General features: G+C 68.0%; 26 protein-coding genes. 10 read left to right on the forward strand and 16 right to left on the reverse strand.

What is annotated here, in order from left to right; genetic code table 11:
• Positions 1-9: 9 nt before the first annotated feature.
• The 3 genes from C458_RS13230 to C458_RS13240 all read right to left on the reverse strand — a co-directional run bounded on the left by C458_RS13230 (position 10) and on the right by C458_RS13240 (position 3553).
• Positions 10-1599 (reverse strand): tryptophan--tRNA ligase, encoded by a 1590-nt coding sequence (locus tag C458_RS13230; RefSeq protein ID WP_008576404.1) that lies wholly within the window; start codon positions 1597-1599, stop codon positions 10-12.
• The gene (gene endA / locus C458_RS13235; protein ID WP_008576406.1) at positions 1596-2615 is read right to left on the reverse strand and encodes a tRNA-intron lyase; all 1020 of its coding nucleotides are present in this window, start codon (positions 2613-2615) and stop codon (positions 1596-1598) included. Before endA ends, C458_RS13230 begins: the two co-directional genes overlap by 4 nt.
• A gap of 206 nt (positions 2616-2821) precedes the next feature.
• On the reverse strand, positions 2822-3553 hold the full coding sequence (locus C458_RS13240; RefSeq protein WP_008576408.1) for an Sjogren's syndrome/scleroderma autoantigen 1 family protein: 732 nt from the start codon (positions 3551-3553) through the stop codon (positions 2822-2824).
• A gap of 102 nt (positions 3554-3655) precedes the next feature.
• On the opposite strand from C458_RS13240, the gene C458_RS13245 reads away from it, so the two are divergent.
• A complete protein-coding gene (locus tag C458_RS13245) occupies positions 3656-4306 on the forward strand; it encodes an HAD family phosphatase (RefSeq protein ID WP_008576409.1) in 651 nt (216 codons plus the stop codon).
• A 48-nt stretch (positions 4307-4354) separates the two neighbouring features.
• Here the strand turns inward: C458_RS13245 and C458_RS13250 are convergent, their stop codons facing one another.
• Positions 4355-6694, reverse strand: a complete 2340-nt coding sequence (locus tag C458_RS13250; RefSeq protein WP_008576410.1) for a DEAD/DEAH box helicase — start codon at positions 6692-6694, stop codon at positions 4355-4357.
• Between the two features lie 608 nt (positions 6695-7302).
• Between C458_RS13250 and lipA the strand changes: the two genes are divergently transcribed.
• The 5 genes from lipA to lpdA all read left to right on the forward strand — a co-directional run bounded on the left by lipA (position 7303) and on the right by lpdA (position 13611).
• Positions 7303-8238 carry a lipoyl synthase gene (gene lipA, locus C458_RS13255; RefSeq protein WP_008576411.1) on the forward strand — a complete coding sequence of 312 codons (936 nt, stop codon included), beginning with the start codon at positions 7303-7305 and terminating at the stop codon, positions 8236-8238.
• Between the two features lie 296 nt (positions 8239-8534).
• Positions 8535-9641 carry a pyruvate dehydrogenase (acetyl-transferring) E1 component subunit alpha gene (pdhA, locus tag C458_RS13260; RefSeq protein WP_008576412.1) on the forward strand — a complete coding sequence of 369 codons (1107 nt, stop codon included), beginning with the start codon at positions 8535-8537 and terminating at the stop codon, positions 9639-9641.
• Positions 9638-10621: an alpha-ketoacid dehydrogenase subunit beta gene (locus tag C458_RS13265; protein ID WP_008576413.1), complete on the forward strand. Its 984-nt coding sequence runs from the start codon at positions 9638-9640 to the stop codon at positions 10619-10621. The genes pdhA and C458_RS13265 overlap by 4 nt, the downstream gene beginning before the upstream one ends.
• A 3-nt stretch (positions 10622-10624) precedes the next feature.
• On the forward strand, positions 10625-12184 hold the full coding sequence (locus C458_RS13270; RefSeq protein WP_008576415.1) for a dihydrolipoamide acetyltransferase family protein: 1560 nt from the start codon (positions 10625-10627) through the stop codon (positions 12182-12184).
• Complete coding sequence (lpdA, locus tag C458_RS13275; RefSeq protein WP_008576417.1) at positions 12184-13611, forward strand: dihydrolipoyl dehydrogenase; 1428 nt, start codon at positions 12184-12186, stop codon at positions 13609-13611. The genes C458_RS13270 and lpdA overlap by 1 nt, the downstream gene beginning before the upstream one ends.
• A gap of 31 nt (positions 13612-13642) precedes the next feature.
• On the opposite strand, the gene C458_RS13280 is transcribed toward lpdA, so the two are convergent.
• The 4 genes from C458_RS13280 to serB form a co-directional block, all read right to left on the reverse strand.
• The gene (locus C458_RS13280; RefSeq protein WP_008576418.1) at positions 13643-13855 is read right to left on the reverse strand and encodes a helix-turn-helix transcriptional regulator; all 213 of its coding nucleotides are present in this window, start codon (positions 13853-13855) and stop codon (positions 13643-13645) included.
• A complete protein-coding gene (locus C458_RS13285; protein WP_008576419.1) occupies positions 13852-14268 on the reverse strand; it encodes a DUF2178 domain-containing protein in 417 nt (138 codons plus the stop codon). The genes C458_RS13280 and C458_RS13285 overlap by 4 nt, the downstream gene beginning before the upstream one ends.
• 231 nt (positions 14269-14499) lie before the next feature.
• Complete coding sequence (locus C458_RS13290) at positions 14500-14691, reverse strand: hypothetical protein (RefSeq protein WP_049897093.1); 192 nt, start codon at positions 14689-14691, stop codon at positions 14500-14502.
• 51 nt (positions 14692-14742) lie between these two features.
• Positions 14743-15390 carry a phosphoserine phosphatase SerB gene (serB, locus tag C458_RS13295; protein WP_008576421.1) on the reverse strand — a complete coding sequence of 216 codons (648 nt, stop codon included), beginning with the start codon at positions 15388-15390 and terminating at the stop codon, positions 14743-14745.
• Positions 15391-15530: 140 nt separating this feature from the next.
• Here serB and C458_RS13300 point away from each other — a divergent pair, with 140 nt between their 5' ends.
• The gene (locus tag C458_RS13300; protein ID WP_008576422.1) at positions 15531-15968 is read left to right on the forward strand and encodes a hypothetical protein; all 438 of its coding nucleotides are present in this window, start codon (positions 15531-15533) and stop codon (positions 15966-15968) included.
• 30 nt (positions 15969-15998) lie between these two features.
• Here the strand turns inward: C458_RS13300 and C458_RS13305 are convergent, their stop codons facing one another.
• On the reverse strand, positions 15999-16664 hold the full coding sequence (locus tag C458_RS13305) for a hypothetical protein (protein WP_008576424.1): 666 nt from the start codon (positions 16662-16664) through the stop codon (positions 15999-16001).
• A gap of 136 nt (positions 16665-16800) precedes the next feature.
• Here C458_RS13305 and serA point away from each other — a divergent pair, with 136 nt between their 5' ends.
• The gene (gene serA, locus C458_RS13310) at positions 16801-18378 is read left to right on the forward strand and encodes a phosphoglycerate dehydrogenase (RefSeq protein WP_008576426.1); all 1578 of its coding nucleotides are present in this window, start codon (positions 16801-16803) and stop codon (positions 18376-18378) included.
• A gap of 36 nt (positions 18379-18414) precedes the next feature.
• On the opposite strand, the gene C458_RS18895 is transcribed toward serA, so the two are convergent.
• The 6 genes from C458_RS18895 to C458_RS13340 form a co-directional block, all read right to left on the reverse strand.
• Positions 18415-18975: a hypothetical protein gene (locus tag C458_RS18895; RefSeq protein ID WP_008576428.1), complete on the reverse strand. Its 561-nt coding sequence runs from the start codon at positions 18973-18975 to the stop codon at positions 18415-18417.
• Between the two features lie 148 nt (positions 18976-19123).
• Positions 19124-20383 (reverse strand): threonine synthase, encoded by a 1260-nt coding sequence (gene thrC, locus C458_RS13320; RefSeq protein WP_008576430.1) that lies wholly within the window; start codon positions 20381-20383, stop codon positions 19124-19126.
• A 94-nt stretch (positions 20384-20477) separates the two neighbouring features.
• The gene (locus C458_RS13325) at positions 20478-20849 is read right to left on the reverse strand and encodes a helix-turn-helix domain-containing protein (protein WP_004044838.1); all 372 of its coding nucleotides are present in this window, start codon (positions 20847-20849) and stop codon (positions 20478-20480) included.
• An 82-nt stretch (positions 20850-20931) separates the two neighbouring features.
• Complete coding sequence (locus C458_RS13330; protein ID WP_004044839.1) at positions 20932-21168, reverse strand: hypothetical protein; 237 nt, start codon at positions 21166-21168, stop codon at positions 20932-20934.
• Between the two features lie 131 nt (positions 21169-21299).
• Entirely contained in the window at positions 21300-21992 is a 693-nt protein-coding gene (locus C458_RS13335) for a DUF5828 family protein (RefSeq protein ID WP_004065968.1), read from the reverse strand.
• A 73-nt stretch (positions 21993-22065) separates the two neighbouring features.
• Entirely contained in the window at positions 22066-22275 is a 210-nt protein-coding gene (locus tag C458_RS13340) for a hypothetical protein (protein WP_008579894.1), read from the reverse strand.
• Positions 22276-22363: 88 nt separating this feature from the next.
• Between C458_RS13340 and C458_RS13345 the strand changes: the two genes are divergently transcribed.
• Both C458_RS13345 and C458_RS13350 read left to right on the forward strand, forming a co-directional pair.
• The gene (locus C458_RS13345) at positions 22364-22744 is read left to right on the forward strand and encodes a cupin domain-containing protein (protein WP_008576432.1); all 381 of its coding nucleotides are present in this window, start codon (positions 22364-22366) and stop codon (positions 22742-22744) included.
• Positions 22741-23394 (forward strand): hypothetical protein, encoded by a 654-nt coding sequence (locus C458_RS13350; protein ID WP_008576434.1) that lies wholly within the window; start codon positions 22741-22743, stop codon positions 23392-23394. The genes C458_RS13345 and C458_RS13350 overlap by 4 nt, the downstream gene beginning before the upstream one ends.
• A gap of 34 nt (positions 23395-23428) precedes the next feature.
• On the opposite strand, the gene C458_RS13355 is transcribed toward C458_RS13350, so the two are convergent.
• Entirely contained in the window at positions 23429-25252 is a 1824-nt protein-coding gene (locus C458_RS13355) for a carbon starvation protein A (protein ID WP_008576435.1), read from the reverse strand.
• Positions 25253-25305 lie beyond the last annotated feature (53 nt).

Below are 25305 nucleotides of genomic sequence, written 5' to 3' on the forward strand. Positions count from 1 at the left end.
GTCGCCTCGCTAGTGCTCGGCGGCCACGCCCCGTCGCTCCGTCTCTAAGTCGATGTCCAGCGAGTCGAGGAGTTCCTCGGCCTCCTCGCGCTTTTCGTGGTGGTCTTCGAGGAACTCGCGCATCATCGTCGCCGCCTGCTCCTTACAGCCGCCGCAGAGGCGCTCGCCGCCGACGCACTCGTCGTAGACCTCCTTGGCGAGGTCGTCGTCGTCGCCCGTCAGCAGGTAGGCGTACAGCTCGTACACCGGGCATTTGTCGGCCTCGCCGCCGAGTTCCCGCTGCTGTTCGGCCGTGTCGCGGCCGCCGGTCGTGGCGGATTTGACCTTGTCGTAGCCCTCCTCGGGCGCGTCCAGCAGCGAAATGTGGCTCGCCGGAATCGACGACGACATCTTGCCGCCGGTGAGGCCGGTCATGAAGCGGTGGTAGATGGACGACGGCGGGATGAAGCCGTAGCCGCCGTGGTGGGCCTCGACCTCGCGGGCGAGCTCTTCGGCCTCGTCGACGCCGATATCGAACGCGTCGATGTGCTGGTCGTACCGGCGCTTTTCGCCCTCGATATCCTCGATGAGCGCCTCGAACGCCTCGTCGGTCGCCTGTCGAGCGAAGAAGCGAATCCGCGGGCGGAGCGGTTCCATCCCGGCGTTTTCGAGCTTCTCGACCGCAGAGTCACGGACCGACTCGGAGACGAGCACGCCCGCCGCGTCGAGGTCGGCGTCGTCGAGCCAGTCGGCCGCCTCGCCGCACCGCGGCGTGTCGGCGTCCTCGGCGTACTCCTCGCGGGCGTCGTGGGCGGCCGCGACGAGCGGGCGCTCGGCGTCGTCGAGTTCGAAGCTCGCGAACGCCTCCGTCACCTTGAAGAATCGCATCCGGGTGGCGAGGTCGCGGGCGAACCGGACGTGGGGGTCCTGGTCGGGCCCGACCGGGATGACCGTCGGCTTGGGGTCGTCCAACTGCGGGTAGAGGATGTCGGCCATCTGCGTGACGACCGACTGCATGTGCGAGACGTTTGTCTCGCCGTCGAAGCCGTAGATGGACTGGAACTCCGAGAAGTTGGCCTTCCCGCCGAGCTCGAACGCGAGCCGCTGGAGGCGGTCGTTGTCGGACTGCCGGTAGAGTTCGCCCGCCTCGGGGTCGAACCCGAGCGCGATGAGCGACAGCAGGTAGTCGCGGCTGTGCTCGTTGATTTCGTCCCACGGGATGCCGCGGGCGGAGTGCGCCTCCATGTCCGCGATGAGGCCGTAGGCGTCGCCGCCCTGCTGTTGATGCCAGATTATCTCGTCGAAGACGAGCTTGTGGCCGATGTGGGGGTCGCCAGTCGGCATGAACCCCGAGAGGACGGCGAAGTCGTCGCCGTTGCGCATGGCGTCGAGCACCGGCCGGTAGTCGCGGTGGCCGAAGATGACCCCGCGGCGCATCAGGTAGTGCGGGTTCGGCACCTCGTCGAGCACCTCGTCGAACTCCTCGATGCCGAACTCCTCGAACAGCTTCCGGTAGTCGGAGACGGTCGACGAGCCCCACGGGTCGAGGGCGACGTCATCTGCTCCCTCTGCTGTGCCTCCATCGGTGCGGATGCGCTCCGCGGGTTCGTCGTCTGTCATGGCGTGAGCCGACTGACCGAAAGCCAGTCTATCTCTCCGTTGTCGTCGGTCAGCGCAAAAACCATTCGCTTGCGGACACCGCCGGCGAGGCGCACGTCGAGCGAGAGGTCCCGCGGGACGAACGTGTGGCCGGGCGCGACCACGCGCACGAGGGACTCGGAGTGCGAGAGGTCAGACACCGACTCGAACTCCGTGTAGACGCGGAAGTCGGAGCCGAACTTGAACCCGCTCTTGGGGACCGTCGCGGCCTCCCGGAGCGCGGCGTAGACCGCGAGCCGGCGGTCGAATCGGTCGCCCTCCACGTCGCGGCCGCGGGAGACCACGTCGCTCTCGTCGATGGCGAGCGCGTCGGCGCGGGCGAGGTACGCGGCTTCGAGAAGCGACAACTGGAGCGGCCCGCTGTCGGCGTTTCTGCCGTACAGGCGCTGGCCGAAGAAGCCGCGCTGGTAGAGGCGGTCGACGCCGTCCCAGACGAGCGCGCGGTCCGAGAGGAGTTCCGCGTCGAGGTCGGCGGGGAGGTCCTCCGCGGCCGTCCCCTCGGGGGAGTCGCCCTCGGTGTCGAAGTAGGTCAGGTCGCCGTCCTCGTCGACGATGGCGAGCACCACGTCTCCGAGCGACGAGACGGGGATGCTCTCGCGCTCGCCGACGACGCGAACCCGATATTCGACCTCGCCGTCCCACGGCCCCTTCCCGCGGGGGTAGACGAGGAAGTCAGCGCCGGCGGCGTCATCGACGCCGGGCCACCCCTCGCGGGCGGGCGAGAGGTAGAACCCGCGGTCGCGGAGGTCTTTGTAGACGACGAAGTCGAGGGTGGTCCCGGTGCGCGCGAGGAGTTCGCGCAGGCCCATCCCGTCCACGCCGTCGATGTCGTCCCGCGAGAGCAGGTGGGCGGCCTCGACGGGCGCGACCTCGAGGTCGTCGCCGCCGGTGGGTCTCCCGTAGCCGCGGGAGTCGTGGAACCGCTGTCGAGCGTCGCCCGGGAGGTGGACGACGCCGTCTTCGAGGCGTCCTTGCATACCCGAATCGGGGCGCGGCGACGACAAAGGGGCTGCGATGCCGGCGGCGCGGCCCGCGGGGGTGTCGGAGCGGCCGCCGTCGCCGCCACCGGTTCGTCGCGGTCGCGGCCCCGACCCCGGACGTACCCCTCGCGGCCGGCCGTGACGCCAGCGACGGGGCCACGCTTGTCGCCCCCCGTCTTGCTGCCCTGCGCGTGGGCGTCGGCTCATGCGACCTCGCAGGTCGAGTCGAGACACCGCCGGCCGCGACTCGTCTCGAATATCGGGAGGCCGCACTCGCAGTCGTCGCCGACGACGCCCGCGGGGAGCGAGAAGGCCGTCTCGCAGTCGGGATAGGCGTCACAGCCGGCGAGCAGGCGACCGCTCCGCCGGATGATTCGGAGGGGCGACCCGCAGTCCGGACACGACCACTCGCCGTCGAACCGGGCTTTCACGCGGTCGTCCAGCGGGTCGCACCGACGGTCGATGCACACCTCGAACGGCGCGCCGCGCTCGACGCGAATCAGCGGCAGCCCGCAGTCGTCGCACGTCTCGTCGAGGACGGTCGCACCCGCCGGCAGGCGGTACTCGGTCCCCGAGTCGAGGGCGACGACGGAGCCGTTGGTCCTGACGAGCGGGTCGCCGGTGTCGGGGTGTGAACCGACCGGGACGCCCGCGTCGCTCGCGGGGTACTCGGTGCGACCGGTCACGTCGTTCGACTCGACCGTGAGGGTCTGGTCGCCGGCGCGGGCCACGAGGCCGAACGACCCCGGCCCGGACTCGACGGTCAGCGAGTCGGCGCGGGTCAGCCACGCGACGGGCTGGTAGCCCCCGGCGTCGTGGACGAGGACGGTTCTGTCGGGCTTGGCCACGACGACGACCCGGCCCCGCTGGGTGCGGTCGCGGGAGCCTTCGAAGCTGACGGTGCAGTCGCCGGCGAAGACGCGTATCGAATCCATGCGGCGGGGTGGTCGCCGGTTCCGATTTGAACCTACGTGCGAGGGTTCACCGGGCATGCCGCGGCACGAAGCTCTTTGGTCGGGCGCGGCCGAGGGCGAATCATGGACGCGAACGTCGTGCTGTTCGACATGGACGGAGTGTTGGTCGATTCCGAGCAGTACTGGCACGCCTTCGAGGACGAGTGGGTGTTCGTCGACGCCATCGAGTCCGGCGACCCCGACCACGAGGAAATCACGGGGATGAACTTCCGCGAGATATACGACTACCTCGACGCGGAGTACGGGACGACCGTCACGAAAGACGAGTTCATCGCGGCGTACCACGAGAACTCAGAGAGCGTCTACGGCGAGCACGTCGTCCTGATGGACGGCGCGGAAGAACTGTTTTCGGACCTCCGCGCGGCGGGCAAGCAGGTTGCCATCGTCTCGTCGGCCCCGCGGGACTGGATTTCGACCGTCCGCGAGCGGTTCGGCCTCGACCCGCTCGACCTCGTGCTCTCGGCCGACGACATCGACAAACCGGGGAAGCCCGAGCCACACATCTACGAGCACGCCGCCGCCGAGTTCGGCGTCGCCCCCGAGGAGTGCGTCGTCATCGAGGACTCGATAAACGGCATCGAGGCGGCCGTCCGGTCCGGCGCGTACACCATCGCCTACCGCGGCGGGCAGAACGCCGACCTCGACCTCTCGCGGGCGGACAGAATCGTGACTGGGCCGGCGGAGTTGCGGGCGGCGCTGTTGGGCGAAGAGTAGGCGAAACGCGACCAAAAACGACCGAAAAGCGGCTGCCGCCGCGCTTTTCTATTCGACCCGAACCGTCCGCGTCTCCCGAATCGGGAGCAGCGGCAGGTCGGGGAACGTGACTTCCACGACGAACTGGAGTTCGTCGTGGGTCGCGCCGAAGACGCCGACGGGGACGGTCACCTCGTCGGAGAGGTAGCACGTCTTCGCCGACATCTCAACGTCGTTGACGGTGACGCGGATGCCGACCGAGCCGCCGCCGCCGTCGTTTCGCACGCGGATGTCGTGCATGTCGCTCTCGCCGCGGGCGACCGACTCGGGGAACTCGCCCCAGTCGATGTCGGGCGCGGGGAGGTCCTTCGCGCTCTCGATGACGCGCTCGGCGACGCCCTGCGAGAGCCCCGCGCGAGTGAGTTCTTTCACGCCGGCGTCGGCCACGTCGGCCGGGGTCGAGAGGCCGCCGGTGGCGAGCTTTCGCGCGCGACCGGGACCGATGCCGTCCACGGCCGTGAGCGCCGCGGCGTCGCTGCTGACGCCGTTGTCGACGCGGGCCTCGACGCGCCTTGCGAGGTTGGCGGCGCGGGCGTCCGCGAACGTGTCGAGGAACTCGCGGAGCGCGGAGAGCAGTCGGAGCGCGTTCTGCTTGATGACCCACGCGTCGCTCCGGAGCTCGCTCGGCGTCGAGTTCGCCATGCTGGCGTGGAGGATGGCGAGCACCTTCTTCGGGCCGTCTTCGAGCGTGGTCGAGACGCCCGTCAACACCGAGTCGACGGCGTCGACTTCGGACTGGCGCGCCGACACCTGTCGGAAGTCGGCCGCGCCCGCGACGGTTTCGAGGATGTCGTCGGCGGTGATGCGGTCCCGTTCCGCGAGGTCCGCGAAGCGCGAGGCGGTCCCGAGACGGAGGTAGTACTTCGAGGTGAGTCGCCCGAGCGGGGTCGCGTCGATGGAGAGGTCGTCGTCCATCTCGACGAAGCCGCGGGAGACGAGGCGGTCGAGCACGTCGCGGACGCGCTCGCGGAGGTCTTCGAAATCGTAGGCCGCCGGGTTCGACTGCGCCCGCCGGTAGTAGAACGTCGTCTCCAACCACGACATGACGTCGTCGAGGTCGCGGATGGTCCCCATCGCGATTTCGGCGTTGAGGTGCGAGTCGAGGTCTTCCGCGAGGCGCGACTCGATTTCCTTGCCCTCGCGGAGCAGGCGGCGGTACTTGTTCTGGTCCGAGCGGTCGCAGACGACCCAGCCGTAGCCGACGTCGTCGTAGCCGGGGCGGCCCGCGCGGCCGAGCATCTGGAGGATGTCGAGCGGCGAGATGTCCACCTCGCCTTCGAGCGGGTCGTGGTGTTTCGTGTCGCGGATGACGACGCAGCGGGCGGGGAGGTTCACGCCCCACGCGAGCGTGGAGGTCGAAAACAGGAGCTGAATCTTGCCCGCCTTGAACCACTCCTCGACGGCCTCGCGGTCGTCCCGCGAGAGGCCGGCGTGGTGGAAGCCGACGCCGTCCAAGACGCCCTTGGCGAGCGAGTCGTTGCTCAGTTCCTTCGCCTCGTTGTGGAAGTCGTAGTCGCCGCGCGCGCCGATGGGCACGTCGCGCTTGGCGAGTTCGTCGCGGGCCTTGGCGGCCGCGCGGACGGCGTCCTGCCGCGAGGAGACGAAGACGAGCGACTGGCCGCCGTCGCGGATGTGCGGCTCCGCGAGGTCGAACGCGCGGTACAGTCGGCGGTACTTGTCGGCAAAGGAGTTCTCGCCGTGGGTGTAGGTCTTGACGCCCGCGTGGAGGTCGACGGGGCGATAGTCGTCACCGAACTCGAAGGTGGTCTCGTCCGGCGCGTCGAGCCACGCCGCCACGTCGTCGATGTTGGGCATGGTCGCAGAGAGCGCGACGATTCGGGGGTCGCAGATGCGGCGCATCCGCGAGACGGTGACTTCGAGGACGCCGCCGCGGGTCTCCGAATCCAGCAGGTGGACCTCGTCGATGACGACGCAGTCGACGTCCTCGATGAACGAGTAGCGCGCGGAGTCGTGTTTCCGGGTCGCGGAGTCGGTCTTCTCGGGCGTCATCACGAGGATGTCGGCGCGGGCGGCCCGGCGGGGATTCAGGTCGCGCTCGCCGGTGACGACGTAGACGGAGTAACCGAGGTCCTCGAAGCGCTCCCACTCGGTTTCCTTTTCGGTGGTGAGCGCGCGGAGCGGCGCGATGAAAAGCGCCGTCCCCTCGTCGCGGAGCGTGCGGCAGATGGCGAGTTCGGCGAGCGCCGTCTTCCCGCTGGCGGTGGGCGCGGAGGCGACGACGTTGTGGTCGGTGTCGAGGATGGCGGGCAGCGCCTCGCGCTGCATCCGATTGAACTCCTCGAACCCGAAGGCGTCTGCGAACTCGGGGACCGCCTCGGCGACTTTCACTGGGCGCACCTCCGGGTGCGCGCTGGCGTCGGGGACGAGACGAAGACGAGCGTCATACACGAAGCCGAGTCGTCCGTGGGGAAAGGCGTTTCTCCATCCGGCGCGGCGGCTCGCGGGCGTCGAACGAGCGGAACACGAAGGGACTGAGGTTGGTGGGTGGGAGGATTGGGAGGGTCGATTCGGGGACCGAGGCGCAGGCCCGCTTACGCGGCGCCGGCGAGCGCGGCGATGAACGACCAGTTCGTCCCCGCGGTCGCCTCGTGCTTCTTCGACTCGGCCTTCGTCATGTCGCGGCGGTGTTTCCAGTTCATACTCGATAGAAGTCTTTACTCGGATATAAGTTTTTCAGTCAGATGATATATCTAGCACGGTCGTACATGCTGTTTGATAGAAAGTCGTGATGTATTTGACTCGAACGTTTCGTTTCTCGCGACAGTAGTGTTCGTTTGAACGATTCTGAACGAGGCGTGGTAGCACGGGACGTGCATACGATGGCTAACGTCGCGGGGACGCGGGTTCGGTCGCCTCCGGCGAGCGATCCCGCCGCCAACCCGACAGACGGCGGACCAATCCTCACGTTTTTGCCCGTCGCCTCGCAAGAACTGCCTATGCGCACGCGGCGGAAGCCAGACTGGTTGAAGATGCGACCGCCATCGGGCCGGCGCTTCACCGATATCAAATCGACGCTCCGGGACCGGAACCTCAACACCGTCTGCGAGGAGGCGAACTGCCCGAACCTCGGGGAGTGTTGGAGCGGCCGCGACGGCCCCGGCACGGCCACGTTCATGCTCATGGGCGACCGGTGCTCGCGCGGGTGTAACTTCTGCGACGTGACGACCGGCGGGATGGAGCCGCTGGACCCCGACGAACCGGCGAACGTCGCCGACGCGGTGACCGAAATCGGCCTCGACTACGTCGTGTTGACCTCCGTGGACCGCGACGACCTGCCGGACCAGGGCGCGGCCCACTTCGCGGAGACCATCCGCGAAATCAAGCGCCGCGACCCCGAGGTGCTCGTCGAGGTGCTGATTCCCGACTTCCAGGGCGAACCCGACCACGTCCGGGAGATAATCGACGCCGGACCCGACGTCATCGCCCACAACATCGAGACCGTCGAGCGACTCCAGTGGCCGATTCGGGACCGCCGCGCCGGCTACGAGCAGTCGCTTTCGGTGCTCCAGCAGGTGACAGACGAGTCCGACATCCACACGAAGACCTCCGTCATGCTCGGCCTCGGCGAACACGCCCACGAGGTCTACCAGACGCTCTCGGACCTCCGCGAGGCCGACGTGGACATCGTCACCTTCGGCCAGTACCTCCAGCCCTCCCGGAGCCACCTCGACGTGTTCGAGTACGTCCACCCCGACGCCTTCGAGACGTGGCGTCGCGTCGCGGAGGACGAACTCGGGTTCCTCTACTGTGCGTCCGGGCCGATGGTCCGGTCGTCGTACAAGGCCGGCGAACTGTTCGTGGACGCGCTGCTCCGCGAGGGGTCGAGCGTCGAGGAGGCGCGGCAGGCCGCCCGCGCGGCCGCCGGACAGTAAGCGGTCTCGCTACTCCACCCCACGCCGCGTGACTCGACAGCCGGGGTCCGACTCCACGCCCGCCCCGAAACAGTCCTGCAACGCTGCCGATATTTCCGATTATTTCTCGGTGATGTGTGGGTTCACACGAATGAACGTCAGGAAGAATCGTTTAGAAGCGAAAATGTCCAATTTTACCCCGCGTGAGTTGACATAGCACGACGCGAGACGCAATATTCCGAGCCAAAGTAAATTATATACGAAAACAATATAACGCCGGCGGGTGTCGATTTTGCCATGAACAGGAGGGTTCTCCCGTGAGCGTGCTTCAGCGCGACCCGCAGGACCAGGTACGAGTGCTCGACGAGGACGGGACCGTCGTCGGCGAGGTCCCCGACATCGACGACGAGACGCTCGTCGAGATGTACCGATACATGCGTCTCGCCCGGCACTTCGACACGCGGGCGGTGAGTCTCCAGCGACAGGGGCGGATGGGGACGTATCCGCCGCTGTCGGGACAGGAAGGCGCACAAATCGGGAGCGCAATCGCGCTCGACGAACAGGACTGGATGGTCCCGAGCTATCGCGAACACGGCGCGTCGCTGCTCCGGGGGCTCCCGCTGAAGCAGACGCTTCTGTACTGGATGGGCCACGAGAAGGGCAACGAGATGCCCGAGGGCGTGAACCTCTTTCCGCCGGCGGTGCCCATCGCCTCGCAGATTCCGCACGCGACCGGCGCGGCGTGGGCGAAGAAGCTTCGCGGCGAGGACGACACGGCCGTCATCTGTTACTTCGGTGACGGCGCGACCTCCGAGGGCGACTTCCACGAGGGGCTGAACTTCGCGGGCGTCTTCGACACCCCGAACGTCTTCTTCTGTAACAACAACCAGTGGGCCATCTCGGTGCCGCGGGAGCGACAGACCGCGTCCGAGACGCTGGCGCAGAAGGCGACCGCCTACGGCATCGACGGCGTGCAGGTCGACGGGATGGACCCGCTCGCGGTCTACTCCGTGACGAAGGCGGCGCTCGACAAGGCGAAGAACCCCGGCGAGGGCGAGGGCCGCCCGACGCTCATCGAGGCGGTCCAGTACCGCTTCGGCGCGCACACGACCGCCGACGACCCGACGGTCTACCGCGACGACGAGGAAGTCGAGAAGTGGAAGGCGAAAGACCCCATCCCGCGGCTGGAGTCGTTCCTCCGCGAGACGGGCCGCATCGACGACGAGGCCGTCGAGGCCATCGAAGAAGACGTGAAAGGGCGGGTCGCGGACGCCATCGAGGCGGCCGAGTCCGACCCGCGGCCGGACCCGAGCGAGATGTTCAACTACGCCTACGCCGAGCGGACCCCGGAGATTCAGGCACAGTACGAGGAGTTCGAAGCGCTCCGCGAGAAGTTCGGTGACGAAGGATTCCTCAGAGAATGAGCAGTCAGAACCTCACCATCGTGCAGGCGGTACGGGACGGTCTCTACACCGAGATGAACCTCGACGACGAGGTGCTCGTCATGGGCGAGGACGTCGGCAAGAACGGCGGCGTCTTCCGGGCCACGGAGGGCCTCTGGGACGAGTTCGGTGACGACCGCGTCATCGACACGCCGCTGGCCGAATCGGGAATCGTCGGCACGGCCATCGGCATGGCCGCGATGGGGCTGAAGCCGGTCCCCGAGATTCAGTTCTCCGGCTTCATGTACCCCGGGTTCGACCAAATCGTGAGCCACATGGGGCGGTTCCGCAACCGCACCCGCGGCCGCTACACGCTCCCCATGGTGCTTCGTGCGCCCTACGGCGGCGGCATCCGCGCTCCCGAGTCGCACTCGGAGTCCAAGGAGATGTTCTACGCGCACGAGGCCGGCCTGAAGGTCGTCATCCCCTCGACGCCGTACGACACGAAGGGACTGCTCATCTCCGCCATCCGCGACCCCGACCCGGTCATCTTCATGGAGCCGAAGCTCATCTACCGGGCGTTCCGCGGCGAGGTCCCCGAAGAGGAGTACACGGTCCCCATCGGCGAGGCCGCCGTCCGCCGCGAGGGCACGGACGTGTCCGTGTTCACCTTCGGCGCGATGACGCGCCCGACGCTGGAGGCCGTCGAGAACCTCGAAGAAGAGGGTATCGACGCCGAGGTCGTGGACATCCGCACCATTTCGCCGCTCGACCGCGAGACCATCGTGGAGTCGTTCAAGAAGACCGGCCGCGCGGTGGTCGTCCACGAGGCCCCGAAGAACGGCGGTCTCGGGGCCGAAATCACGGCGACGATTCAGGAGGAGGCGCTGCTCTACCAGGAAGCGCCGGTCAAGCGCGTCGCGGGCTACGACGTGCCGTACCCGCTGTACGCGTTGGAGGACTACTACCTCCCCTCGGTCGCCCGCGTCGAAGAAGGTATTCGTGAGGCGGTGAACTTCTGAACGATGGCGCTCAAGGAATTCAAACTCCCCGACGTCGGTGAAGGCGTCGCGGAAGGCGAACTCGTAACGTGGCACGTCGCGCCGGGCGACGAGGTAACCGAAGACCAAGTGCTCGCGGAGGTCGAGACCGACAAGGCGCTCGTCGACGTGCCCTCGCCGTTCGACGGGACGGTGAAGGAGCTCCTCGCCGAGGAGGGCGATGTCGTGCCCGTCGGCAACGTCATCATCACCATTCAGGAGGATGGCGACGACGAGGAGGCCGCCGACGCGGCCGGGTCTGAGTCGACCGAGAGCGACGACGCGCAGGCGTCCGACGACGCCGACGGCGGTTCCAGTTCCGGCGGGCGCGTGTTCGCCCCGCCGAGCGTCCGCCGCCTCGCCCGCGAACTCGGCGTCAGTCTCGACGCCGTCGACGGCAGCGGCCCGAGCGGCCGCGTGACCGAAGGCGACGTTCGCGCCGCCGCGGACGACGACGCCGACGAGGACGAATCCAGCGGCCCGCGGACCGTCCAGACCAACGGGAAGTCCGCGACCGCGAAGCGCGACGAGGGAACGTCTGCGTCCACCTCCGCATCCGCGTCCGCGCCGGCCGAAAGCGCCGACCGCGAACAGACGCTCGCCGCGCCCGCGACCCGCGCGCTTGCCAAGGAGGAGGGCGTCGACATCGACGCCGTCCCCGCGACGGAGATGCGCGACGGCGAGGCGTTCGTCTCGCCCGAGGCCGTCCAGGAGTACGCCCGAGCACAGCGCGAGGCGCAGGCCGCGGACGCCGAGGCGGTGGCCGCCGAGGCCGACGCCGGGACCGCGACCGCCGAGGCGACGGGCGACGCGGCGAGTGAATCCGCACCGCCCGAGGCCGGCCCCGGTGCCGGCGAGCGCGTCCCCTACAAGGGAGTCCGCAAGGCCATCGGCGACCAGATGCAGCGCTCGAAGTACACCGCGCCGCACGTCACCCACCACGACGAGGTGGACGTGACGGAGCTCGTCGAACTGCGCGAACAGCTCAAGCCCGTCGCAGAGGAGCGCGGCTCGCGGCTGACCTACATGCCGTTCGTGATGAAGGCCGTCGTCGCGGCGCTGAAGGACTTCCCGTACCTCAACTCGCAGCTCGACGAGGAAAACGAGGAAATCGTCCTGCGCGACGAGTACAACATCGGCGTCGCGGCCGCGACCGACGCCGGTCTGCTCGTCCCCGTCGTCCACGACGCGGACCGCAAGGGGATGCTCGAACTCGCCGACGAGATGAACGAGAAGGTCGAGAAGGCCCGCAACCGCAAGATTGCGCCCGAGGAGATGCGCGGCGGCACCTTCACCATCACCAACGTCGGCGGCATCGGCGGCGAGTACGCCACGCCGATTATCAACTACCCCGAGGTGGCGATTCTCGCGCTCGGAGCTATCAAAGAAAAGCCCCGGGTCGTCGACGGTGAGGTCGTGCCGCGAAACGTCCTCACCCTCTCGCTGTCGTTCGACCACCGCGTCGTCGACGGCGCGCAGGGCGCTCGGTTCACGAACCGCGTGAAGGAACTGCTCGAAGACCCCAAACTGCTGGTGTTAGAATAATGGTCGTCGGAGACATCGCAACCGGAACCGAACTGCTCGTCATCGGCGCGGGACCCGGCGGCTACGTCGCCGCCATCCGCGCCGCACAGAACGGCATCGACACGACGCTCGTCGAGAAGGACGCCTACGGGGGCACCTGCCTCAACTACGGCTGTATCCCATCGAAGGCGCTCATCACGGGCGCGAATCTCGCCCACGAGGCGGGCAACGCCGAGGAGATGGGCATCCACGCCGACCCCGTCGTGGATATGTCGCAACTTCGCGACTGGAAAAGCGGCGTCGTCGACCAACTCACCGGCGGCGTCGAGAAGCTCTGTAAGGCAAACGGCGTCAACCTCGTCGAGGGAACCGCCCGCTTCAAGGACGAACACGCCGTCCGCATCGCCCACGGCGGCGAGGGGCAGGGCTCGGAGACCATCGAGTTCGAACACTGCATCATCGCCACCGGCTCGCGCGTCATCCAGATTCCCGGCTTCGACTTCGGGGACGAGCCGGTGTGGTCGTCGCGCGACGCCCTCGAAGCCGACACCGTCCCGGAGCGACTGGTCGTCGTCGGCGGCGGCTACATCGGGATGGAGCTATCCACGACGTTCGCGAAACTCGGCGCGGACGTGACCGTCGTCGAGATGCTCGACGACATCCTGCCGGGCTACGAGTCCGACGTGGCCCGCGTCGTCCGCAAGCGCGCCGAAGAGCTCGGCATCGACATGCACTTCGGTGAGGGCGCGAGCGGCTGGCGCGAGGAGGACGACGGCGTCATGGTGACGACCGAGACCGAAGACGGCGAGGAAAACGAGTACCGCGCCGACAAGGTGCTCGTCGCCGTCGGGCGCTCGCCCGTCACCGACACGATGGACATCGAAAACGCCGGCCTCGAAGCCGACGACCGCGGCTTCCTCTCGGTCGACGACCGCCGCCGCACCGACGTGGAGCACATCTACGCCGTCGGCGACGTGGTCGAGGACACGCCGATGCTCGCGCACGTCGCCTCGAAGGAGGGTATCGTCGCCGCCGAGCACATCGCCGGCGAACCGGTCGCCTTCGACAGTCAGGCCGTCCCCGCCGCCGTCTTCACCGACCCCGAAATCGGTACGGTCGGCATGACCGAAGCCGACGCCGAGGAGGCCGGATTCACGCCGGTCGTCGGGCAGATGCCCTTCCGGGCGTCCGGCCGCGCGCTGACGACGAACCACGCCGACGGCTTCGTCCGCGTCGTCGCCGACGAGGAGTCCGGCTTCGTCCTCGGGGCGCAAATCGTCGGCCCCGAGGCCTCCGAACTCATCGCCGAACTCGCGTTCGCCATCGAGATGGGCGCGACGCTCGAAGACGTGGCCTCGACCATCCACACCCACCCGACGCTCGCGGAAGCGGTCATGGAGGCCGCCGAGAACGCGCTCGGGCAGGCGATTCACACGCTGAATCGGTGAGGAAGCGTCCGAAACACGGCGAGCTGATTTTTTAGGCGGTCAGGTCGCCGTCGAGTTCCGGGTCGAAGAGGTCCTCGACGCGGCAGTCGAAGTACGCCGCCAGCTTGAACGCCAGTTCGAGCGAGGGGTCGTACCGCTCGCGCTCGATGGCGTTGATGGTCTGTCGGGTGACGCCGACCGCTTCTGCGAGTTCGCCCTGACTGAGGTCGGCGGCCTCGCGGCGCGTTCGGACCCTGTTTTTCATGTCCGAGCGCGGACCCAGAGGTAGCACAGGGCGAAGAGACCGAACAGTCCGACGAAGCCGTACAGCGCGCCCGAGACGAACGGCGAGACCTCGAACAGCCCGAGCGTCGCGCCGAGCCGGGCGGCGGACGCACCGAGGACGAGGATTACCGCGGCGGCGGTCATGGTGAGCTGACTCGCCCGCCGTTCGAGCGAGCGGTCGCGCTCGTCGAACAGCGCGACTTCGGTGCCGCGCCAGACGGCGAGCGCGGCGACGATGCCGAGCCAGTAGACGGCTTCCCCGAGGACGGGGGAGTCGAGGAATCGGAGGACGAGGGAGGCGAGGACGCCCGCCCCGATGGAACCGAACAGCAGGCGTCGGTACCGCCGTTGTCTGGAGAGCCGAGGCGTCGGTGAGCGTTGGACTTGTGACATAGTGCTGTGTAAAGCGCCGGTCGCGGGAGGTCGGGTGGAAAGTTCGCTTTACAGTAAAGTATACTTTACACATCGACTTAATCGTTGTCCCCGTTCGGTCGCGTCGCTCCGAGGTCCGCGCAGTCGCAGAAAGAGCGGTTCAGCGTCGGTTCGGGTCAGATTCGAATTCGGGGTCGGGGCCGGTGTCGGGCCAAGGCCGCGGGCGCTCACCGTCGCACTCGCCGGGCGCGCTCACCCGTCGTCGAACCACCACAGCGCCAGCATCGTCCCCACGACCGCCGCGGCCGCGGGAATCGACTCGTCGACGCCGAGCGTGCGGATGTCGAGGAGGACGACGCCCTCGAACAGGGCGGCGAGCGCGAGGGCCACGAAGACGAAGCCCGCCACCCATAGCTCGGGCGTGTTGACATCGCTGATTGGCATACGCGGCGCTACGGCCCCAGATATGATAAGTGTTAGCAGACCCCAAACAGTCTACTCGTCGGCGTCGAGAATCCCGTGGCTCTCGAAGAGCTTTCCGAGTCGGTCCATGGAGGCGACGACGGCGTCGCAGGCCGGGCGGACCGCGTCCTTGGGGACGAAGCCGACCGAGAGGCCGGCGACTTCGAGCATCGGAAGGTCGTTCGCGCCGTCGCCGACCGCGACCGTTCGGTCCATGGGAACGTCGAGTTCGGCGGCGTGAGTCTCCAGCGCCGTGTCCTTCGTACCCTCGATGAGCGACCCCTCCACGTCGCCGGTGAGTCGACCGCCCTTCACGGGCAGGCGGTTCGAGACGATGTCGTCGACCTCGACGCCCTCCGTTTCGAGCGCGCGCTCGACGCCGCGTTCGAACCCGCCGGTGAAGATGGCGACGTGGTGGCCGTAGTCGCGGAGGCGCCGGATGAGGTCGGCCGCGCCGGGTCGGAGTTGCACCTCGCCGTAGGCCTCCTCTGCGAGTTCCTCTTCGAGACCTTCGAGGAGGCGGGCGCGCGACCGGAGGCTCTCCGCGTAGCTCAGCTCGTCGTTCATGGCTCGCTCGGTGATGTCGGCCATCTCGTCGGCCGTGCCGTTCTTCTTGCCGAGGAGGACCGTCATCTCGGAGTCCGAGAGCGTGCCGTCGAAGTCGAAGGCGATGATGCGCATATCTGCCCGTCGTCGCCGCGGGGTTTCAAAGCTTCCGCGTCGGCAGTTATGCGGCGCGGGAGGGACGCTGGCGAGCCGACCGCCGGGAAACCGGGGTGACCGCGCACAGCTATTTATCCATCGTCTCCCTGACAACACGTATGGACGACCTGCACGACGCCGAACACGAGACGCTCAGCGACGTCGAAGCCGACCTTGCCGGGGACTTCGGCGAGGAAGGAGACAGTCCGCTCCGACAGTTCGTCCGAAGCCTGCACGACCTCGACGAGGCCGAGGTGCGCGCGGTCGGCCAGTACGACGGCGAGGCGTTCGAACTGCTCTACCTCCGCGACGATATCGACGAGGCGCTCGAACCGGACGCGCGCACCGAGCGCGTGAAGACACTCGTTATGAAGGCGCTCGGCGAGCCCGTCAGCGAACCCGAACTCGACGACTACGGTGAGTTGAACGCTGTCATCAGGTGGTTCGACGAAGTCGTCGTCGCCATCTACCCGCACGACGAGTGGTCGGGGGCCATCGCGACGTTCGACCGGGCGAACTCGCCGCTGGTCGACCTCGCGGTGACGCACCTGTCGTGAGAAGACTCGCCGGCCGCCTCCGGAACCCGCTCAGATTCGAAGCGGCGTCCACGACCGCGGGCCGTCGTCGAGGCCGCGGACCCGGAACTCGGGGTCGCCGTCGGTGTCGCGCGTCTCGACGAAGCCGTCGAACGGCTGTTTGAGGAGCGCGAGTTCGCGCTCGTCGACGAAGCCGGTGTCGAGCGTGAAGACGCCCGTGAACCCGGCCGCGGAGATGCGGCCCGTGATGACGTGGAGGAACTGGAACAGCCGTTTGAGGTCGGTGTACATCACAAGCGTCGAGAGGACGTGCAGACCGACGCGGGCCGACCGGCTCGCCTCGTAGTGCTCCCGGAGCGACTCGGTCAGGTGGATGCCGATGCCGGTCAGGTCGCCGGGGCTGGAGACGTACCGGAGGTTCCCCGCGTCGGGGCGGTCGTCGAGGAGGTCAGCGACGCTCGTCGTGTCGATGACCTCGAACTGCTCCGGGGGCGACCCGCTGATGTACGACAGCTCCTGTGCGATGCTCGGGGCGGGCTTTTTCGTCGTCACGACGACCGTCCCCGCGTCGGTACGCTCGCCGGGCGCGAGCATCGAGAGCATGAGCCGCCGCTTCCGCGTCATCGTCGGGCCGGCGATGAGCACGGACCCGGAGTCCGGAAGCGACACCTCGGGCGGTTGCGTCGCCGGCGAAGCGTTCTCGGGACGGAAGACCATCTACTGAATCTATCGGACTCGCGCAGATAATACTAGTGGGCGAGCGTGCCGCCCCCGAACCGTGCGAGACAGTCTCAATGTCACGATATCGGCCGTTGTGACAACCCTTAACCCGCACGGGTCAGACCCTACGCGCATGAAGGTACTCGTCACGGACCCGATCGCCGACGCGGGTCTGGACCGGTTACGCGAGGCCGGTTACGAGGTAGAGACCGCGTACGACGTCGAAGGTGACGCGCTGCTCGAAGCCGTCTCCGACGCGAACGGGCTCATCGTCCGCTCCGGAACGCAGGTGACCGCCGAGGTGTTCGAGGCGGCACCCGACCTCGTCATCGTCGGACGCGCCGGCATCGGCGTCGACAACATCGACATCGACGCCGCGACCCAACACGGCGTCATCGTCGCCAACGCGCCCGAGGGGAACGTCCGCGCCGCCGCCGAGCACACGGTCGCGATGGGTTTCGCCGCCGCGCGCTCGATTCCGCAGGCCCACGCCCGCCTGAAGGACGGCGAGTGGGCCAAGTCCGACTACCTCGGCAACGAGGTCAACGGCAAGACCCTCGGCGTCGTCGGCCTCGGCCGCGTCGGCCAGGAGGTCGCAAAGAAGTTCTCGTCGCTCGGGATGGACATCGTCGCCTACGACCCCTACATCGGGGAGGAGCGCGCCGACCAGCTCGGTGCCGAACTCGTCGAGTTCGACGCCTGTCTCTCTCGCGCCGACTTCCTCACCGTCCACACGCCGCTGACCCCCGAGACGGAGGGGCTCATCTCCACCGACGAACTCGAAACGATGGGCAGCGGCTACCTCGTCAACTGCGCCCGCGGCGGCGTGGTCGACGAGGCCGCCCTCGCCGAGGCCGTCGACGCCGGCGTCATCGACGGGGCCGCGGTCGACGTGTTCGCCGACGAGCCCGTCTCGCCCGACAACCCGCTTCTGTCCGTCGACGACGTGGTCGTCACGCCGCACCTCGGCGCGTCCACCTCGGCCGCACAGGAGAACGTCGCCGTCTCGACGGCCGACCAAGTGGTCGCCGCGTTCCGCGACGAACCCGTCATCAACGCGCTCAACGCGCCCTCGGTCGACGAGAGCGCCTTCCCGCGCATCCAGCCGTACATCGGCCTCGCCGAGACCGCCGGCAAAATCGCCGCCCAACTGCTGGGCGGGCGCCTCAACGAAGTCGAGGTCACCTACACCGGCGACATCGCCGCCGAGGATATCGAACTCGTCACGGCCTCCGCGCTGAAGGGCGTCTTCGCGCCGCTCGAATGGCAGGTCAACGCCGTCAACGCCCCGCAGGTCGCGAAGGAACGCGGCATCGAGGTCGTCGAGTCGAAATCCCGCCAGTCGGACGACTTCCAGAGCCTCGTGACCGTCACCGTCCGCAACGGCGACGAGGAGATGACCGTCTCGGGGACGCTGTTCACCGGCGAGGACCCGCGCATCGTCCGCATCAACGGCTACCGTCTGGACGCCATCCCGTACGGCCAGATGCTCGTCGCCCGCAACTACGACAAGCCGGGGGTCATCGGCTTCATCGGGACCGTCCTCGGCGAGAACGACGTGAACATCGCCGGGATGTTCAACGCCCGCCGCGCGAAGGCCGGCGGCGAGGCGCTGACCGTCTACAACCTCGACGACGACGTGCCCGAAAGCGTCCGCGAGAAGCTCCTCGCCGACGACCGCATCATCGACGTGGACCTCATCACGCTCTGAAGCGGCCGACCCGAATCTTCTGAAAAACGAGACGAGCTACCGTCGGCCGAGCGCCGACGCGACGCCCTCGACAACGCGCCCGACGGCGGACCGCACCGCGTCGGCCGCGTTCGATTCGACTCCCGAGCGACGGGACCGCTCGTTCCGCCGACCTGAGTGGCCGCGGGTCTGTTTTCGGCTCTCGTCCCGACGCTCGGCCAGCAACCGTTCGTAGCGGTCGATTATCTTCTGTCGGTCGGCGTCGGCGCTGTCGAGTCGAGCGTTGAGCCGGGCGTTCGCGCGCCGAAGCGCCTCGTTCTCGCGCTGGAGGGCGTCTCGGCCCCGCGCGTCGGCGGGGGGCGACGGGCGGCGACCGCGCGACTGCGAGGCCGTGGACGCCCGTGCTGACGGAGTCGCGGACGCGGGTGGGGATGCGGGTGAGGACGAGGGCGCTGACGAGGCCGTGGATGCGTTGGTGGACGTGGCCGAAGACGCGGGGGCTGCGGAGGCCGAAGACGCGGTTTCGGACGGCCCGTTGTCGATTCCGTCCGGCGGGTACGTTCTCGAACCGGCCCCGTCCCGGCTGACGGTCCCGGTCGGCATACTGCTGAGCGACATCGTGTGCCACGACGTACCACAGAATGAAAAGAATGTGTCAGACGCGCACCCGACGCGCGTCATCGCCGGCGGTCGGACCGCGGCGAGCGCCGTCGTGCGCGGCCGTCAGCGACGGTCAGCGACGGTCGGTACCGGGTCGGCGGCGCGCCTACTCGGCGAGGTGTTCGAGGACCGCTTCGGTGTCGTTCGGGACGGGTTCGGGGTCGTCGCCCGCTTCGAACGCCGCGTCGGGGTCCTTCAACAGGTGGCCCGTGGTGAGACAGACGACCTGTTCGTCCGCGTCGACGACGCCCTCGGCGCGGAGCTTTCGGAGGCCGGCGACGGAGGCGGCGGAGGCGGGTTCGACGCCGACGCCCTCGGCCGCGAGGTCGCGCTGCGCCGCGGTGATTTCCTCGTCGGAGACGGCGACGGCCGTGCCGTCGGTCTCGCGGATGCCGGGGAGCGCCTTCGGCGCGTTGACCGGGTTGCCGATGCGGATGGCGGTCGCGCGCGTCTCGACGTCCTCCCAGCGGCGGGTCTCGTCCCAGCCGTTCTCGACGGCCTCGACCATCGGGGCCGCGCCCTCGGCCTGCACGCCGGTCAGTTTCGGCACGTCGTCGGCGTCGAGCGCGCCCGACTGGACGAGTTCGCGGAACGCCTTGTAGAGCGCGGCGGTGTTGCCCGCGTTGCCGACGGGGAGGACGATGCGGTCCGGGTAGCTGCCGTAGCCCTCGTGGAACTCCTCGAGGATTTCGAGGCCGATGGTCTTCTGACCCTCAAGCCGGAAGGGGTTCAGCGAGTTGAGGAGGTACGCCTCGCCGCGGGCGGCGAGGTCCTGGACGATGTCGAGACAGGAGTCGAAGTTGCCGTCGACTTCGAGGATGCGCGCGTCGTGGAGCGACGCCTGCGCGATTTTCCCGGCGGCGACCTTCCCGGCGGGGAGGAGCACGAGCGTCTCCATCCCGCCGCGCGCGCCGTAGGCGGCGAGCGCGGCCGAGGTGTTGCCGGTCGAGGCGCAGGCGAGGCGGCCGACGCCGAGTTCCTTCGCCACGCGGACGCCGACGGTCATGCCGCGGTCCTTGAACGAGCCGGTGGGGTTCATCCCCTCGTGTTTGACGCGGAGGGTCTCGACGCCCACGTCGGCTTCGAGGCGGGGTACCTCGTGGAGCGGCGTCGCACCCTCGGGGAGCGAGACGCCCGCTTCGAAGGGGAGCGCGGCGTTGTAGCGCCAGACGCCGCGGCCCTCGAAGTCGTCCCACGTCGGCGGGGACGCGTAGCGCACTTCGAGGAGGCCGTCGCAGTCGTCGCAGGTGTACCGAACGTCCTCGAACGGCGCGAACTGCGCGCCGCACGCGATACATTCGAGCCAGGTGCCGTCGGCGGCGACGGATGGCTCCTCGGGGGCGGGTGCCGTGAGTTCGAGGCTCATTGCTCGGGCGGTGGCACCAGAGGGACAAAAGCGGGCGGGTTTGGGCGGCACCTGCCGGGCGACGGACTCGCCGGGGACGCGGTCGGTCGCGAGCCTACGACTCGCCGAAGGCGTCGATGCGGGCGTGAACGTCCTCCGCCCACTCGTCGAGCGCGGCGTGCATCATCTCCTTGGCCTCGGGGAGCGGGGTCGCCGTGTACTGGTAGACGTAGCCGCCGGGGTCGAGCAGGCGGCGCTTGCGCTCGGTGAGGCCCTTGTCGAGGAGCGTCGTCAACGAGCGGTTGACGTTGCTGCGGTCGCGGTCGAGTACCTCCGCCAACTCCGCGACGGTGCTTCCGGGGTTGTCGAGCAGTGCGAGATACGTCCGGCTCTCGTGGCTCTGGATGCCGAAGACGCACGCGAGGACCTGTCCGAAGTTCGGGTCCTCGGTCTCCATCAGTTCGCCCATATCCGGTGCGTCGGCCATGCACACCTGTTCGCCGTGCGTCGGATTAAACCCTCACTTACAGGCGAGCGAGCGGCCGCCGCGGCCGGGAACCGCACCGACGCTACTCTTTCGCGTAGCCCATCTTCAGCACGCAGGCGCGCATCCCGTCTTCGTCCTCGTGTTTGTGGAGCGTCGTCGGCGTGTCGCAGTAAAAGACCGTCCCGTCGTGGCGGAGCGTCACCTCGTGGACGCCGCCGAGCAGTTCCGCTTGGACGACGACGCGGCGACCCTCGCGGAGCGCGTCGAGGATTTCGTCTGCGGTCAGTTCGCCGGACTCGACTCGGAGCGGCTCGGGCATACCGGAGGGTCGCGGGCGAGCGGTATCAGTATTGTCGATGGCGGCGAGTGCCGACGGAAGCGCGTGCCGACGGCGGGCGGCGAGCGGCGAGTCGAGCGAGCCGAGCGAGTCGAGCCGAACCCGGACCCGGCTCAGTTCGTCGTCCAGTTAGACCGGTGTTCCTCGTCGGTCGTCGGCACCTCCACGCCCTCGACGGCCTCCGCGACCTCGGTCTCTTTCGGCGTGTCGATGTGCCAGCGGTCGATTTCGTCCTCGAAGTCGCGCAGCGTCTCCGACACCATCGACTTCAGTTCGTCGTCGTTGACGTTCACCTCGAAGACGAACCGCTCGTCGCCGGAGCCGCGGCCGACCCGCTGGATGTTCGCGCTCACGAGTTCGTTGTCGAAGTAATAGGGGGCCAACTGGGTCATCACGTTGCGGTAGACCGTGTCTTCGACCTTCCGCAGCGCCTTCCGCCCGGCGGAGTCGGCCGCGCGGGCGACGTAGTTGATGGAGTCCTGCCACGACTCGACGGCTCCCTCGTTGTCGCCCTCCTCGACCCGCTCGTAGGACCGAGAGAGCTTCTCGCCCGCCGTCTTGAGGTCGTCGTTGGGCGTCTTACCAGCCTTCTCGCCTTCGCCCTCGCCGACGCTGGCCTGCTGGGCCGTCTTCTCGTTTACGTCCTCACCGAGTCGCTCGTGGGACTTCGGTCGCCACTCGTCCCAGTCGTCGAAGGCGGTGCTGTCGACGTCGGCGTCGCGGAGCGCGCGGGTGATTCGCTCCCCGTGTTCGACGACCTCGTCCCAGGTGCCACGGCGTTTGAACCCGGAGATGCTCTCTTCCATTGTCGTTGACGGGAGTACGTGCCAGACGGTATAAACTCTACGAGGGGACAGGTTCGCACACGGGTGAGAACGTCTAGCGGTCGCCGTAGACGAAGCGCTCGGCGGCCGCATCGAGGCGAGCCGACAGTTGGCCGAGCCACGCCGCCGGCGACGCGGCCCGAAGCGCCGACGCGTCGAGTTCGATTCGGTCGTCGCCGAGCGGGTCGCGAGACTCGTCGGCGGTTGCGTCCACGACGGTCGTCATCGAACACCGACCGCACCCCTCGCGGGTCGAACCTCCCATGCGCCGCGCTTCGGAACCTTCACGAATAAACCTTGGTTTCCGGGCGGGTCGCGACGGGCTTATACGGTCGAACGTGTTGCTCCGTCTCATGGGATATCGCGTCGTGGACGCAACCGCCGTCGAGCCCGCCGACGACCGCCCGTGCGAACTCCGCCGCATCGGCGGTGAGGGGGGCTTAGAGACCGTCGCGCTCAACCGCTTCCGGGCCGCCCCCGGCGAGCAAGTGCCGCTTTCGTACCACTACCACACAGAACAGGAGGAGGCGTTCTACGTCCTCTCGGGCACGCTGTTCGTCGAGACGCCCGACGAGACGTTCGAAGTCGGCGCCGACGGCCTGTTCGTCGCCGACCCCGAGAGCCCCCACCGGGCGTACAACCCCGAGGACGCCGCGGAGTCGGTCGAACTGCTCGCGCTCGGCTCGCCGGCCGTGTCGGGCGACGCCGTGCCCTTCGACTCCGACGAGGAATGAAGCGCGTCGAACCCGAGGACGCCGAAGGGGCGGGAGACCCGGATGGGCCGGAGGAGTCGGATGCGTCGGCCACGGAGCCCGCCCTCGACCGCCCCGAGTGGGACGACGAGTACCTCGACCGGGCGGCCGAGCGGCTCATGTACAACTACGACTTGCAGCGGGCGTACGCCGTCCGCGGCGAGCGGTTCGACCTGTTCGGCTCGATGCGGATGGAGAGCCAAAAGCAGTTCCTCCACCGGTCTATCAACTACGCCAACCACCACGCGATGGAGTACATGTTCGCGCGGCGGGTCGACGCGGCCACCGCCGCCGAACTCGAACGGCTCGTCGAACTGGGCCACGCGCTCGCCGACGAGTGGATAGACCCCGACGAGGAACACTACGGGACGGACTTCACCTTCGTCCTCGTCGCCGACGCGGTGCCGGAGGAAGTCCGGACGTTCGTGTCCGACTTCGCGGACCGGACGCTCCTGAAGTTCGGCTACTACGGCCACTACGAAGTGAACGTCGCCGTCGTCGCGCCGACAGACGAGGACGCCGTGGCGAGCCGCAACGCCGACTCGGTCGCCGCGTTCACCCTCTGGAGCGACGGGTCGCCGGCCGCATCCGACGGGGTGTTGGACCGACTCCTCGGGAAGCTGCGTCGGTGAAAAAAGCGGCGTCGAAACGGCGAACGACCGCGCGTCAGTCGTCGCTCGGCTGCGACCGACCGCCGCGACCGCCACCGCCGCCCGAACTCCGGGCGTCTTTGATGTTGTCGTAGCCGATTTTCGCCAGCGCCAGTGCCAGATAGACGAGCACCAGCGCGAGGACGATTTGGACGACCGCCGACACCATCGCGAAGGTGCCCGCCGAGGCCATCCACTCGGGGTTCATGAACTTCGCGTAGAGGTTGTCGTGGAACGCGAGCCACAGCAGGCCAAGCGACGTGATGGTCGTCATGAGCGCCATCGGCAGGCCCGTGCTGAGAAGCTGCTTAGAGTCGTCCCAGTTGGCGAGCCAGACGGTCGCGGTCAGGAGCGCCAGCGCGGCGAGCAGCTGGTTCGCGCCCCCGAACAGCTGCCAGAGCGTCAGCCACGAGCCGCTCGTGATGAGGATGTACGCCGGCAGCGACTGCACGAACGCGTTGCCGTAGCGGTTGGTCGCGAACTCCTCGACCGGCGTCTCGGGCGTTCCGACGATTTCCTCCATCATGTAGCGACCGAGGCGAACCGCGGTGTCGGTCGACGTGAGGAGGAAACTGACCAGCACGAGGGCCATAAACGGCCCGCCGAAGTCAGTCGGAATGCCGAAGCTCGACAGGATGACGCCGCCGCCCGCGGCGAACGTCGGCAGCGCGAGGCCGATACCGCCGCCCACGTCGGGCGCGATGATGGCGACCGTCGCCAGCGCGACGGTGGCGAGGAGGCCCTCACCGAGCATGCCGCCGTAGCCGATGACGCGCGCGTCGGACTCCTTGTTCAGTTGCTTCGAGGTCGTGCCCGACGAGACGAGCGAGTGGAACCCGCTGATGGTCCCGCAGGCGATGGTGATGAACAGAAGCGGGAACAGCGGCGCGCCGGAGCGACCGATGAAGCCGTAGTACGGTTCGAGGTTCGTCACGAGCGGTTGCGTCGGGGTCGTGAAGAACGTGCCCGCGACGATGGCGACGAGCGCGCCGCCGACGCCCGCGTACAGCAGGAACGACGAGAGGTAGTCGCGCGGTTGCAGCAGCACCCACACCGGGAGGGCGCTGGCGACCGCCCCGTAGACGAGGATAATCGGGACCCACGCCGCGGTGTTCCCGTTGAACGAACTCGCGCCGGGGAGCCACGAGCCGGAGCCGGAGAACAGGACGAACGTCTCGGCGGGCGCGCGGGCCGCGGGCTCGAACAGCGCAATCGGGTACTGAATCCCCGCGTAGACGCCGACGAACATCGCCGCGACGAACACACCCGTCCCGAGCAGGAACGGGAGATTCAGCTGATAGAGGTAGACGCCGAACAGCACCGCGAGGACGATGTACACCAGGCTCGCCGTGGCCGCCTCGGGATAGGCGTTAAACACGATGGCCACCACGAGGGCGAACACCGCGACGACGAGGACGATGGTGAGAAACGCGAACCACAACAGCATGTTCTTGCCGCGCTCGCCGACGTACTCGCCGATGATGTAGCCGATGGACTTCCCGTCGTGTCGCAGGCTGCTCGACAGCGACACGAAGTCGTGGACGCTCCCGAGAAGCGGGTTCCCGAGCGCAATCCACGCGAGCGCGGGGACCCAGCCCCACACCACGCCCGCCGTAATCGGCCCGACAATCGGCGCGCCGCCCGCGATGCTCGAATAGTGATGCCCCAGTAACACCGGCTTTTTCGCCGGAACGTATTCTTGACCGTCTTCGTACTTGTGCGCTGGCGTCTCACGACTGTCGTCGAGTTCGACGAACTGCGCGAGATATCGGGAGTAACCGAGATACCCGACGGTAAACAACGCAAGCACCGTGACGACCAACCAAATGACTTGTACCATGGTACGCTGCCCCATTGAGAGAAACGAAAATGCCTCCCTTAATGGTAACGATA

Origin of the sequence: Haloferax sp. ATCC BAA-644 (assembly GCF_000336975.1) — an archaeon.
Classification (GTDB): domain Archaea; phylum Halobacteriota; class Halobacteria; order Halobacteriales; family Haloferacaceae; genus Haloferax; species Haloferax volcanii.